This window comes from uncultured Shewanella sp., assembly GCF_947495455.1.
GTDB lineage: Bacteria > Pseudomonadota > Gammaproteobacteria > Enterobacterales > Shewanellaceae > Shewanella.
In genome coordinates, this window is the sequence record NZ_CANLZC010000003.1 from 84,952 (window position 1) to 97,652 (window position 12,701).

A 12,701-nucleotide genomic window follows, 5' to 3' on the forward strand; every position below is an offset into this window, starting at 1 on the left:
AGGAAAAACAGGAAGGCGTGTTTAAATGCTGTATTTAAGGTCAGGATCTTCTACCCTTAATTTTAAAGGGAGTTATACCAATTTAGCGATATAAACCATCATTGAGCAGATAACTATGCAATATAAGATTATTTTTGATATTGGTAACGTGCTGTTGACTTGGAAACCAGAGGTGTTTATTACTCAGGTTCCGCGTGTCAGTGAAGCATTAGGTAATATTAAACAAAATCATCTATTTTTGTCTCTTTGGGATCAGTTTGATCAAGGTCTGCTGTCTGAAGTCGAGTTAGTATCCAGCTTATCCCAAAGGGCGCATTTATCAGTTAGAGAATTACAACAGTTTATGGTAATGGCTAAGACATCTTTATTGTCAGTTGCTGGTGCATTGACGCTTTTGGGGGATCTAGCATCATCGGGTTATGCCTTGTACTGTATTACGAATATGAGTGAGAGTTTTTATCAATTTTTAGTTAAACGTTATCAATTTTGGCAGTACTTTAGACGGATTGTTGTCTCGGGACAATTAAAGATCAATAAACCCGATGTGAGAATATTTCAGTATTTACTGAATAAAGAAGGATTGCAGGCCAAAGATTGTATTTTTATTGATGATAAGGCTGACAATATCGCTGGTGCTTCGCAACTAGGTTTTAATACGATTCAATTTTTTTCTACAGAGCAACTACTCTTTGCATTGAAAGAATATCATATTGATGTTTAGATCTTCTGGTATGAAATCATCATGTAAGTAAGCAGAGAAATTGAAAGTAAAATTCAGTCAATTATAGATGGTCATTACGGGTATATATTAATGAAAATAGTATAATTAATAGTACAAATTAAGGTAGTGTTTATATCCAGTAGGTTAATGCTAGAGGTAAAATAACAATACTTAAAATTGTCGAAATAAAAATGATACTTGACACTTGAGGTGCATCTTGTGGTCTAAAGATTGAGATCCATAAGTAAGTATTGACAGCCGCAGGCATAATACATTGCAAAATTAGAACACCACGCATATTACCATTAAAATCAAATAAATGGGATAAAAATAAGGCAATAACAGCACCCATAATAAAGTGAGCAAGAGAAAATAATAGGCCTATTTTGATATTGGTTAATTTAATTTGTGCCAAGCTATAGCCTAATGTGAGCAGCATTAGAGGAATGGGCATACCCCCTAGAATATGTAACGATGAAGTAATGGGGGCAGGAAGTTGTATTTTGAAATAAATGATGCATATTGCCAGAATGACACTGTAAACACTTGGGCTCAATAAGGCCTCTTTAAGCTTCCATTGTCCTGAAGTGACTGCCGGAGTGACAATAAACATGAATAGCATACCAATAATGACAAAGGTGATCCCAAATAATATGCCGTCATGTCCAAATGCTAATGCGCAAATAGGGATCCCAATATTGCCTGTATTATTCACACTTAAGCAAGAAAAATAAGTGGGAATCGACTGTTTGGTTGCGAGTAAAAATAAGTAAACCAGTAATGCAAACAAGATAAACATTAATAATGCGGCGAACATCATAGTTAATAGCTGATTAATTTGAACGTCTCGACCTAGCATATGAGCTAGAATGAGTGCAGGATAACCAATGTGTGACATTAATTTGGAGATCATCTTGATGTCGAGTTTTTGTTTAAATAAAGCAAGGAGGTAACCCAGAAAAGCAATCATTAGAATAGGAAAAATAATGTTAATTACATTGTGAAAAAGTGGTGTCATTGTTTGCTTCTCTTTAGCACACTTGAAATGAGTGCCTATTTTAATATGTTAAGCGTTTTGGCCTTTGGTACTGTGCGTTGACTATTCACTGATTTTTTAGTGTAGCACTGATTTAATATTAGCGAGGTTGATGCTGTTGGAGAGGCGATCACTATGAATGCAATAGTGGCCAAATGGATCCGTGCCAACTAGGCTTAAAGATAAGCATTAGAGCGAGGTGACTATTGAGTTTGTGTAACCTATTTTATTATGAGGCTGAAACTCAGAAGAAATGGGATCTTCGTTTTAAATGATGTTTATTTGGTTTTTAAGGTTAAGTTTTATATCTTTCTGTTTTCAGAGATTAATTTTGATAGTGGACGGATAAATTCATTGATTAAACCTTATATTGAAGGAGCTCAAGGATGAGTGAATGGACTGACAGGGACGTACGGTGCTTAATGTTTTTTTGTCTTGTTGTTTTGATGGTGGTTTCATTCATGGTTCATGGCAATGACGAACCCCCTATCAATCCTTATTTGGCCGATTCTCCTTGGCCTATGTCCCATCGAAACCCCTATAACCAAGCCTCTTCCCCTTTAAAGGGAATAGAGCCTAATGATAATGTGCAAGTGTCTTGGCAATCAGCTTGGCCCTCTATTACTCTGGCCTTGAGTGGCGATCCACAGCGAGTATGGGGATCGACATTTAAGTCGGTTTATCAAGTGGATTTAAGTGGCGGTGATATTAATAAATTGGCAACTCAAACCCTTAGTCAGCCCGAAAATGGTATTTCAGGTGCTTACACCTTAGTGGATAGCGAAGGGAAATTCTTCTCACCGCGAGATCTCACACTATCGCGTTTTTCTCAGGTGAGTGAGGGAAATGATCCCCGTATTGTCATAGAAGACAGCTTTACTATTCCTCAAGGGTATTTGACAGTGGCTGATGAGCATATTGTGGGAATGAATATGACTTATGACGGCTTTATTGCCATGGCGACCTCAGCAGGATTACTGGTGGTCGTGAGTCGAGACTTTCGTTTTCACACCGCACTTTCCATGGGCTCCAATCAAAGCGTTTCAAATTCCATTGCGATTGATGAAGAAGGGGGGATTTATGTACTAACCAATAAGCAACTTCACCGTGTGCAATGGAATGGGACTCAATTGGTGCATTTATGGAGTACGACCTATGAATCAGGACCCGATGAACCCTTACCGGGTCGATTAGGGACGGGGTCGGGTTCAACACCGACATTAATGGGTAAGCAAGGTGGCGATAAATTCGTTGTTTTTACCGATGGTAGTGAATTAATGAATTTAGTTTTGGTGTGGCGAGATGTTATTCCTGATGATTGGGAGCCCATTGCCGAGGGAAAAGATCGCCGCATCGCCGCAGAGTTTCCTATCACCTTTGGGGTTGAAGAGGCGACACGGAGTATTTCTGAGCAATCAGTGTTGGTTAGGGGCTACAGTGCCATGGTGGTAGATAATCAATACCGTTTGGATACTTCTGATTGGTTTGATAATCCAAACGCGGGCGCTATTACTGTCTTATTTTCTAATTTAGGCTTTAACGCACCCTATGGGGTGGAAAAATTCAGCTGGGATCCTGTGAATAGGCGGGTTGTCAGTAACTGGGCTAATCAGGAAAGCTGTCCAAATGGAATACCGACTATGAGTGTTGCATCGAATATCGCTTACTGTTGGGGACAACGAAATTCCAAGTGGACATTACTGGGCTTTGATTGGGATACCGGAGAGACGGTTGTTGAAGTCCCTATGGGTTATGGCGTGCGTTATAACTCTACTTATGCGGCGACACAAATTGCTGATGAGGGGCAAATGATATCCGGTACCTTATTAGGTTTAGTGCGTTTGCTGCCGAGTCGATAATAGGATGAATCAATTCGCCAATATTTTGTTTTTGATCCAGTCTGTTACCGGAATCCTTGCACAAACCCCTGTGCCACTTTTTGAAGATATATCACATAAATTAACGCTCCCTTACCGTCAAGATTGGGCATGTGTTTCAGACTCGAGTTTTAATCACCTATTAAAAACAAAATTTAATGTGATTGATTTACCCCAGATGCGCCAAAAGGCCATAGGTAAACCGGGGGAAGGTGGATTGTGTCAAGGTCAAGTATTTCAAGTAAAAGAGAATGCCATCATTCGAGTTTATCGTATGTGGAGTCGTCAGGCACCCTTAACAAAATGGGGTCACTGGTGGACATTGAAAAAGCCTTCTGGGGGATTATTCCAATATCGACGGGACTATGCCATTTGTTATCATACTTTTCCCATTGATTCGCTTGTGTCTTGTCAGTTAAAAGCCAATGCATTAGTCGTTGCGGGTCCCGGGCAAAGTGCATTTTGTGATAATGGCAGTCATTATTTACCGTCGGCTGAAATTCAGGTATATATTGAAGATGTGAGTTCGGCCGTCATTAACTGCCGTATTGCGCTGAAAACGCCTTTTTTAACACCTTGAATAGGATAGACTTGTTAACAGTGATTGACGATGAAATACATAAATGGCGATTTAATTAAATTAGCCCAACAAGGGCATTTTGATGTCATTATTCATGGCTGTAATTGTTTTTGTGCTATGGGGGCTGGCATTGCAAAGCAAATACGACAGCACTTCCCTGAAGCTTATATTGCTGATAGACAAACGAAGAAAGGCGATGTAGCAAAGCTTGGCACATATTCCTGTGCCAAAGTGAGGAGCAGGCAGCATGATTTTGTGGTGGTGAATGCGTATACGCAATTTCATTGGTCTGGTGATGGCGTAAAACTTGATTATGATGCTGTTTATCGAGTGTTTACATTATTAAAACAAGACTTTTCTGGATTAAGAATAGGTTACCCTATGATTGGGGCTGGGCTTGCCGGCGGTGATTGGCATATTATTGCCCCTATCATTGATAAAGCACTGTGTGAAGAAAATCATACTCTAGTTTGTTATCAATCAGCTTAATTTCTCATTCTTAAGGCTTGAAAAAGGCAGTCTATTATTTTTTCTTGGTATTGCTGTCGTTGGGCTTTATCTTGACTGATCTCAAAATAATCTTGTGTGAAAATGGCACTGACACTGCTGGCTATAAACGTAATGATCATTTCAACGGTCATATCATTGCGTAATTGTCCTTGCTGCTGAAAAGCAGTGAGACTTTGGTGCCAATGTGTCGGCGAATAGAGGGGGAAATCCGTTCCGGCAAGTTCATGGTTATCTGCTTGTAGGTGCTGCCATTGCATCATTCGAACCAGTTCTGGATGTTGCGCATATGTTTGTACTCTGACATCAACAAGTTGGTGTAGAAATGCCAAAAAGCCCTTATCGGGATTAATAGGTTCATTTTGAACATCAGATGAAACAATGGCTTCTTTGACTTTTCTCCATAAAGTGGCTTTATTATCGAAGTAATGAAAAATAAGCCCTTTGGCAACGCCTGCATTTTTAGCAATTTGACCGATAGAAGTGCCGTCAAACCCTTTTTCAGCAAAAAGGTGTGTTGCAGATTTTAATATATTGTTTTTACTGGTATTTATTTTCATATCTTATTTGATTATTACTTTTTTTTATTGAGTACAGATCAGTATAACATTAATATTGACCAATCGGTCAGATTGATGTAAGTTTGATATTAACCGATTGGTCAGCTTTATTTTGTATTGATTGGGTTAGAGTGAAATATTAGAGGGATAACTCGATAATTTAAGTAAAAGCTAACCAATTATTGTGTTTATATAGTGTTATATGGGAAGAGATTATGTTTAAGCAGATCACACATGATTTTAATGCAAAATATCAAAAGATCTTTCAACATTTTTTCTATCAATGGGTTTTTTCAGAGAAGTTAACGGCTGAGCAAATTATGGATGAGTTTTTTACTGATGATTTCACTGCTATCATTGACGGAAACTTATTAACTCGGCAGGACTTTTTACGTCGTATTGGCAAAATGAGGGCAGAAACACTGATTGAGCAACAGGAATTTTTGCAGATGATGGAACAAGAGAATAAGTTATTTAGTATGCATACTGTTAAAGGCAAAATGTTAGCGGATGACAGTGATTTTGAAACCAGAGCCATTGCTTATTTTGAATTTAGGGATGACAAGTTACATCAAGGATATTTAAATAGTGCGACGGCTGGAAAGTTGCATAGTCATGATATTGCATCCCGCTGTTAATTGATCTTATCTTTTTTTGATGATGAAACTTGCATCCTTATATTATTTATGTCTCCCCTTTGGATTGGTTTTACTGATGCTTTTCAGTATGATCCCCGCCAGCGCCCATGCGTGAGCGTTCACTTGATTCGACTAACAGATGGCTGGCGATAGAGTGGAGATAAGCCCAATCGTCTTGGGTGACAGCTATTCCCTGTTTCCAAGCATTTTTCTGATTGTCAGCTTGGTGTAATGCGCTAATGTGCTGCATATTGTCGTGAACGGCCGGATGTGAAAGAGGGTGTTGACTGATCTCTATGGTAAGAGAGTGAGTATCATTCTCTTTTTGATCAGATAAATACAGCTCAGGTAAACATTGACCCGCATCAAGAATATAAATAACTTGCTGAGCCGTTGAACCATTATTCCAACTCGCTTTGACGAACAAATCCTGTTTTGCCAGTTTTAGCAGTTCACTAAAGGCTAACCAACGATTATGACAATGGGTTAATATCAGTGTGATAGCGGTTTGCTCAGCGAGTTTCTCTACACTGTAGTCCAGTAGACTGGGTAAGTGACAAATAATGCTGCAGCCTTTCAGATCTGCTTTAACGCCTTGCAGGCATTCGCTATCGATACTAATGGGCTGATCGTGATCCTTTTCTATAAACGCTAAGGCGTTGACGAAATGTTTTACTCCATTGAGTCCAACCATTTCTAAGTCAGCGACCATTTTTGCAATAATATCGGCTTCACCACAATGTTTATTCAGTCCCATAAATGCTTTGGCACAAAGGCTTGTTAATTCATTATGGGAAACCTGTATATGGGTTTTAGGATTGGCCTTTTTCATGTTATTTGTTCTCCGCTATCGATTACATGCATTCAATGTCTGTTTCTTGTTGAGGAAGCAGTGGAAACAACCATTCATCTTCATGGAGTTCATGAGATAAGGGTGAACCTTGAAAGAGAGTGACTCTGACCCATCTGTCTGAGCGAGGATCGAACTTAGTGGCACCGAACATAGACAGTTTGCACCTGAGTAAGTGCATCGGCAGCACCTTTTTGTTCAATAGGTTGATTTGAATGTCTCCCATTGTGCATTGAGCGAGACTCCAAATGCGCCGTGTAATGTGACGAAAGTGAGGATGTGCCAGTAAAAAAGCACTGATAGGCATGTTTAGGGCGGAGCTGCTTAATGCCTGATACAGTTGATTGACTTTTCTGGCGATGTCTAGCGGCATTTCCCGTTCATGACCAGGCTCTTCTCCTCTAATGCCCATTCTAGGTTCTTCTTTTTCTTTAGAGCGGTACCAAAACCAATATTGTTGATTTTGTTTTGAGAAGTCTATTTGAGTCGCCCAGTGGTAACGAGTGTTGAGTAATTCTAATATGTCTTCATTACTTAGACCGGATGGTAAATGCAATGATTCATCCACCGCTTGACCTATGTCATATTGATCCACAATTTCAGGGTAGATTTCTAATAAACAGGTTAATAATACTTCTTGAGTTTCAAGAGAGTATGTCGTGGACAGTGCAACTATGGATGACCAAGAACTGTGTTTTTCAAGTTCATCTTTCAGTGACGGAAGTTCATTGCTGCAAGTCATATTTTTATCATCTTGATGGGGATCAATGGTCTTGACTTGTTGTAGATGCACAGCTGCACGATTAAGCAATTGGGCTAAGGCTTTTTTCTTTTGTGCTGTGATAGGTTGTGAAGTGACATGTGCGATGGCATTTTCCCGTTGTGATAACCACTGATCGATCACTTTTGGGTGATTAATGAGGTAAGGTACCATTCCTAGTCCCGTTGCATTACCTATGCCTAAATAACGCTGAAGTGAAATGGATAATGTCACGGCATTCTCACCGCCTTGCTGTTTTGCTAAGTAATGTACCCAATCAATACTGAATTGTCTTAGGACATAAACTGCGCACATTTGGGCACTGAATGAGGAATTAAAATCGGTATTATTTTTTAAGATTTCAAAATCGGCGATACCAAACTTACCATTTCCGTAAACAGCCGTTGTGCGCAATAAATAACCTACATTGGCAATGATGTCGGTGTTTGGCTGTGAGCCTGATGATAAGGCATCAACAATATGTTCAAAGACACGGACACTTTTATTGGCCCGAGCGAGGACTAATACTTGGCTAGAATTGCGACCCGCTTCTTGTAGTGGCACATTGCCTTTGAGTTTGGCATATAACTCATGACTTATCTCACCTTGTACTAGCGCAAAAGTAATATCCCATTTTTCAGCGATAACGCGGTCGTTGCGCTCTTCATCTAAGATTTCACTGGAAAAAATCAGTAAGTGATAGTGATATTCGTGGGCATTGATACGATAAATAACATGACCAAAACCCGCTTCACATAGCCGCCATTCTGTTTGTTTGATTTGCCATTGCTGCTTAGCCATACGGCGCGTTAAACTGCGGACAAAACTTAATCGAGTCTGATGCATGGCGCCTAGCCGATTGGGATCCATGACAATATCGGGGTGCCTTAAGGATGCTTTTTTGTTTATGTCTGTTGGATATTCTTTATTGAACATTTTATGTCCTCGCGCGTTCTTATTTATTTCATTTTTTATTGATTTTATGAGTATTCAGCTTTAAGGGATGATGCCTTGTGTTTTTGCCATTTTGAGAGCCAGTTGTGGTGCATTCCACAATGAAGGCAGTAATATGATAGAAACAGGGACAGCGGTTATCACAATAAAGGATTGCAATGCGCTGATCCCTCCTGCACCCATTGAAATAAGCACCATGGCCGAGGCTCCCATCATGATCCCCCAAAAAGCTCGAATATGGGCACTGGGTTCATTTTTGCCACTGATCACGACGCTAATGGTATAGGTCATTGAATCCCCTGTTGTGACGATAAAAATAGCCGTTAAGAGTAAAAATGATATTGAAATTATGCTTGGATAAGGCAATTGTTCTGTGATCGCCAGAAGGGATGCAGGTAAGTTAAATCCCGAAAATGCGTGACTGACAGAACCTGGATTGGCAATTTCTAAGGCTAAGCCTGTTCCGCCAACAACGGTGAACCAAAAACAAGTAATGAGCGGGGCAATGATACTGATAGCAAGGATAAGTTGTCTTATGGTTCGGCCTCGTGAAACACGGGCAATAAAAATGGCCATAATGGGTCCGTAACCTAAAAACCAACCCCAAAAGAATAATGTCCATTGGCTTAACCAAGCTGTATTACCGTGATAGGTTGCCATAGGGATAAAATGACTGATCATCGACCCAAGTCCTTGCAAGTATCCCTTAATAATAAAGTTACTGTCACCGAAAATAAGAATATAGATCATTAAAGCCATGGCCAGTAAGATATTGCAACGGCTTAAAAATTGTAGCCCTTTGTTCATGCCAGTCAGTGCTGATATGGTGTAAAGAGTAATGGCCAGTAATATGATGATAAGTTGGGTTGCATAAGTATCGGGAAAAGCAAAGAGCGCGTTAAGCGCATAGCTGACTTGTAAGCCTAAAAAGCCAATAGGGCCAATAGTGCCTGCGGCAACGGCGATAATGCTGGTGGCATCAATAAAAGCCCCTGTGAATCCGGTCAATGCTCGCTTTCCAAGCAGAGGATATAACAAGGTACGGGGTTTCAATGGTAAACCTTTATCGAAATGTAGATGCATTAATACGATGGAAGTGAGGCTTCCCAATATGGCCCAAGCTAAAAACCCCCAATGCATAAAAGATTGCGATAAGGCATTGATGGCGAGTTGATGAGTGTTATCTGTTGCTGAAAAAAGCGGCGGAGGGCTGACAAAATGAGCAATGGGCTCAGCTGCGGCCCAAAAGACGCCACCGCCAGCCAACAAAGTGCAAATGATGACGGATAACCATCGAAAGCTATCCATCTCAGGGGCGCTAAGCTGGCCTAAGCGTACTTTTCCTGTTTTGCCAATGGCAAGGCCTAAACTGATGATAAACGTGAGCAAGAGTAACAGCTCCCAGTAGGAGCCAAATACCTTAATAGACCAAGCAAAACCAGTATTAACGATACTGGCAAGTAACGTATTATCGAACAAGGCTAAGGAGACAAAAAGTGCTATGAAGCCGCCGCTGAGCCAAAATACTGCTTTGTCATATCCCTGCGTTTCTTTTCCTATGTGATTGTGAAGGCTTGTTGATTTTGTTGTCGATAGATTCTTATCTATGAGCTCGAGTGCATCAGACATATATTGCTCCATCAGTTTAAGGGGGCTTGGTTACCCCTCATTTGGCTCAGTTTATTGTTATCTTTCTCTATTGATGAGTGGTTACTGAGCTGAGTTTTTATTTTGTGCAGATAAGCTTTCGGTTAAGAAATTAAGCCAATTACCGCCTAATATTTTCTGTGTTTCTAGCGAGGAAAATCCTTGTTTTAATAATCCTTGGTAGATATTTTCCATTCCTTTTTCACCACTAAACCAAGGCAAATTATCTGGCCATCCGGTATTATTTGAAGAGCCCTCACCGTAATCCATTTGCTTGGACCATTTTCCATTTCGCATCCATTCCAATATGGATTGTGGTTGATTGAGGCAAAGATCACTGCCAATACCGATATGGTCGACCCCCATCAATTCGGCGGTATCGGCAACCATTTGACAAAAAGTGTCTAAACTGCATTGACTGCCATTGGGTAGATGAAAAGGGTATAGGCTAAAGCCCAATAAGCCGCCTCTTTTTGCCAAAGACGTCAGTACTTGATTGGATTTATTACGCAGTGCATCATGAGCAAAACTGGGGTTTGCATGGCTAATGCAAATAGGCCTAGCAGAAGTATCAATCGCCTGAAGGGTTGATAACTCAGCGCTGTGAGACATATCAATGATCATGCCCACACGGTTCATTTCGCTGATGGCTTGTTTACCAAAACGAGTTAATCCACTGTCGGTTTTTTCATAGCAGCCACAGGCTAATAAACTTTGGTTATTGTAAGTGAGCTGCATGATGAGCAAACCTTGTTTGCGCATCACTTCAATGAGCCCGATTTCATCGTCTATGGGTGAGCAGTTTTGTGCGCCCAGAAAAATACCGACTTTACCTAGTGCTTTAGCTTGGTGGATATCATTTGCCTGATGGACAGGCATAATGAGATCGCTATTTTGTTCAAATAGTCGATTCCACTGTGCAAAACGCGTTAATGTTTCTCTTGCATTTTCATGGTAAACCAAGGTGGCATGTACGGCTGTAATACCACTGGCTTTTAAAGATTGAAAGTAGGGACGATCCCAATGGCAATATTGAAGCCCGTCTATGATAATGTGATCACGGTACATAGTGACTCCTTAATAGGGGCGCAAGTAAGTGGTTTTTATCGTCGAATAAAATTCTTTTGCGTATTGACCTTGCTCTCTTGGGCCAAAGCTGGATTGTTTACGACCACCAAAAGGCACATGATAATCTGTACCTGCGGTGGGTAAGTTCACCATGACGCAACCGGTTTGCGCTTGTTGTTTAAATAAGGCAGCACTTTTAAGGCTTTGTGTGATAATGCCAGCGGTTAAACCAAAGCGAGTATCATTGACGGTGGCAATGGCTTCATCGAGACTGCTGACTTTGATCACACTGGCTAAAGGCGCGAAGATCTCTTCTTGGTTCATGTCCCAATGGTTTTGTGTATTGAGCATTAATGTGGGAGCCATGTAGTAACCTTCATGCTCAAGCGTGAGTTGATGTCCGCCGAATGCACATTCTGCCCCTAGTTCATGAGCGCGTTTGATCCAAGCTAGGTTGGATTGCAACTGCTTATCATCAACCACAGGTCCCATAAAGATGTCTTTGTTCAGCGCATGTCCGACTTTTAATTGCCCCATGCGTTGAATTAATGCATCCACATACTTGTCATGGACTTTGTCTAATACCACAAGCCTTGAAGACGCGGTGCACTTTTGACCCGCTCCTGAATAGGAACCTGCAATAGTGGCTTCGACAGCTAATGAAATATCAGCATCATCGGCGATAACTAAGGCATTTTTACTGCCCATTTCCAGTTGGCATTTGACAAAATTAGGTGAGGTTGCCGTCGCAATTTTACGGCCAATATCCACTGAACCGGTAAAGCTTACCCCATTTATCTCGTTGGAATGGATGAGAGTATCACCAACTTGAGCACCGCTACCTAAAATCAGATTAAACGTGCCTTCTGGCAGTCCTTGACGATGAATAATTTCCGTCAATGCAACGGCACTTGCTGGGGTTAAGTTGGCAGGTTTCCAGATCACACTGTTACCAAAAGCGAGGGCGGGCGCAATTTTCCATGCGGCAGTAGCTATAGGGAAGTTCCAAGGCGAGATGATGGCGACCACACCGAGTGCTTCTCGGCTGACTTCAACTGAGACGCCAGGCCTGACAGAATCGGCTAGATCCCCCATTTGTCGTAATACTTCGGCGGCAAAGTATTGGAAAAATTGTCCTGAACGATAGACTTCCCCTCGTCCTTCTGCAAAAGGCTTGCCTTCTTCTTGAGAGAGGAGTCGACCCAGTTCATCACATCGATTAATCAGTTCATCTCCGATGGCCTGTAGCACTTTTTGTTTGTGTTCTAAGGGGGTTTTTTCCCATGTGGGCTGTGCCTGTTGAGCAGCATCGATGGCTTGATGAACTTGCTGTGAGCTGGCTTGTGCGAAATGCCCCAAATGATGTGAAATATCCGAAGGGTTGATGTTATCGATTGTTGAACTTCCCTGTTGCCATTTTCCGGCAATATAAAGTGCGTTTTCTGTATTTAATGTCATGGTTAACCTCTAATGAATACTCTCTATTCTTATGATGCTTGCTAA

General features: G+C 41.0%; 12 protein-coding genes. 5 read left to right on the forward strand and 7 right to left on the reverse strand.

What is annotated here, in order from left to right:
• The first annotated feature begins 115 nt into the window (after window positions 1-115).
• A complete protein-coding gene (locus Q0791_RS01915; RefSeq protein WP_299002219.1) occupies window positions 116-721 on the forward strand; it encodes an HAD family phosphatase in 606 nt (201 codons plus the stop codon).
• A gap of 130 nt (window positions 722-851) precedes the next feature.
• On the opposite strand, the gene Q0791_RS01920 is transcribed toward Q0791_RS01915, so the two are convergent.
• Window positions 852-1,739, reverse strand: coding sequence for an AEC family transporter (locus Q0791_RS01920; RefSeq protein ID WP_299002221.1), 888 nt, complete (start codon window positions 1,737-1,739; stop codon window positions 852-854).
• Window positions 1,740-2,143: 404 nt separating this feature from the next.
• Between Q0791_RS01920 and Q0791_RS01925 the strand changes: the two genes are divergently transcribed.
• From Q0791_RS01925 to Q0791_RS01935, 3 genes are read left to right on the forward strand one after another with little or no spacing between them, the layout of a single operon-like run.
• Window positions 2,144-3,616 carry a hypothetical protein gene (locus Q0791_RS01925; protein ID WP_299002223.1) on the forward strand — a complete coding sequence of 491 codons (1,473 nt, stop codon included), beginning with the start codon at window positions 2,144-2,146 and terminating at the stop codon, window positions 3,614-3,616.
• Window positions 3,617-3,620: 4 nt separating this feature from the next.
• The gene (locus Q0791_RS01930) at window positions 3,621-4,214 is read left to right on the forward strand and encodes a hypothetical protein (protein WP_299002225.1); all 594 of its coding nucleotides are present in this window, start codon (window positions 3,621-3,623) and stop codon (window positions 4,212-4,214) included.
• Between the two features lie 30 nt (window positions 4,215-4,244).
• Entirely contained in the window at window positions 4,245-4,703 is a 459-nt protein-coding gene (locus tag Q0791_RS01935; protein ID WP_299002228.1) for a macro domain-containing protein, read from the forward strand.
• Here the strand turns inward: Q0791_RS01935 and Q0791_RS01940 are convergent.
• Window positions 4,700-5,281, reverse strand: a complete 582-nt coding sequence (locus Q0791_RS01940) for a TetR/AcrR family transcriptional regulator (protein WP_299002230.1) — start codon at window positions 5,279-5,281, stop codon at window positions 4,700-4,702. The genes Q0791_RS01935 and Q0791_RS01940 overlap by 4 nt on opposite strands.
• A gap of 215 nt (window positions 5,282-5,496) precedes the next feature.
• Between Q0791_RS01940 and Q0791_RS01945 the strand changes: the two genes are divergently transcribed.
• Complete coding sequence (locus tag Q0791_RS01945; RefSeq protein ID WP_299002232.1) at window positions 5,497-5,919, forward strand: nuclear transport factor 2 family protein; 423 nt, start codon at window positions 5,497-5,499, stop codon at window positions 5,917-5,919.
• 70 nt (window positions 5,920-5,989) lie between these two features.
• Here the strand turns inward: Q0791_RS01945 and Q0791_RS01950 are convergent, their stop codons facing one another.
• The 5 genes from Q0791_RS01950 to Q0791_RS01970 form a co-directional block, all read right to left on the reverse strand.
• Entirely contained in the window at window positions 5,990-6,751 is a 762-nt protein-coding gene (locus Q0791_RS01950; RefSeq protein ID WP_299002234.1) for a DUF3726 domain-containing protein, read from the reverse strand.
• A 22-nt stretch (window positions 6,752-6,773) separates the two neighbouring features.
• Complete coding sequence (locus Q0791_RS01955) at window positions 6,774-8,465, reverse strand: hypothetical protein (protein ID WP_299002236.1); 1,692 nt, start codon at window positions 8,463-8,465, stop codon at window positions 6,774-6,776.
• 60 nt (window positions 8,466-8,525) lie between these two features.
• The gene (locus tag Q0791_RS01960) at window positions 8,526-10,112 is read right to left on the reverse strand and encodes a BCCT family transporter (protein ID WP_299002238.1); all 1,587 of its coding nucleotides are present in this window, start codon (window positions 10,110-10,112) and stop codon (window positions 8,526-8,528) included.
• Between the two features lie 81 nt (window positions 10,113-10,193).
• A complete protein-coding gene (locus tag Q0791_RS01965) occupies window positions 10,194-11,198 on the reverse strand; it encodes a membrane dipeptidase (protein WP_299002239.1) in 1,005 nt (334 codons plus the stop codon).
• Between the two features lie 9 nt (window positions 11,199-11,207).
• A complete protein-coding gene (locus tag Q0791_RS01970; protein WP_299002240.1) occupies window positions 11,208-12,656 on the reverse strand; it encodes an aldehyde dehydrogenase family protein in 1,449 nt (482 codons plus the stop codon).
• Window positions 12,657-12,701 lie beyond the last annotated feature (45 nt).

Excerpts from the sequence above, each read along its gene's own strand:
- Q0791_RS01915 (WP_299002219.1), top strand. The coding sequence starts at position 116 with ATGCAATATAAGATTATTTTTGATATTGGTAACGTGCTGTTGACTTGG.
- Q0791_RS01920 (WP_299002221.1), bottom strand. The coding sequence starts at position 1,739 with ATGACACCACTTTTTCACAATGTAATTAACATTATTTTTCCTATTCTA.
- Q0791_RS01925 (WP_299002223.1), top strand. The coding sequence starts at position 2,144 with ATGAGTGAATGGACTGACAGGGACGTACGGTGCTTAATGTTTTTTTGT.
- Q0791_RS01930 (WP_299002225.1), top strand. The coding sequence starts at position 3,621 with ATGAATCAATTCGCCAATATTTTGTTTTTGATCCAGTCTGTTACCGGA.
- Q0791_RS01935 (WP_299002228.1), top strand. The coding sequence starts at position 4,245 with ATGAAATACATAAATGGCGATTTAATTAAATTAGCCCAACAAGGGCAT.
- Q0791_RS01940 (WP_299002230.1), bottom strand. The coding sequence starts at position 5,281 with ATGAAAATAAATACCAGTAAAAACAATATATTAAAATCTGCAACACAC.
- Q0791_RS01945 (WP_299002232.1), top strand. The coding sequence starts at position 5,497 with ATGTTTAAGCAGATCACACATGATTTTAATGCAAAATATCAAAAGATC.
- Q0791_RS01950 (WP_299002234.1), bottom strand. The coding sequence starts at position 6,751 with ATGAAAAAGGCCAATCCTAAAACCCATATACAGGTTTCCCATAATGAA.
- Q0791_RS01955 (WP_299002236.1), bottom strand. The coding sequence starts at position 8,465 with ATGTTCAATAAAGAATATCCAACAGACATAAACAAAAAAGCATCCTTA.
- Q0791_RS01960 (WP_299002238.1), bottom strand. The coding sequence starts at position 10,112 with ATGTCTGATGCACTCGAGCTCATAGATAAGAATCTATCGACAACAAAA.
- Q0791_RS01965 (WP_299002239.1), bottom strand. The coding sequence starts at position 11,198 with ATGTACCGTGATCACATTATCATAGACGGGCTTCAATATTGCCATTGG.
- Q0791_RS01970 (WP_299002240.1), bottom strand. The coding sequence starts at position 12,656 with ATGACATTAAATACAGAAAACGCACTTTATATTGCCGGAAAATGGCAA.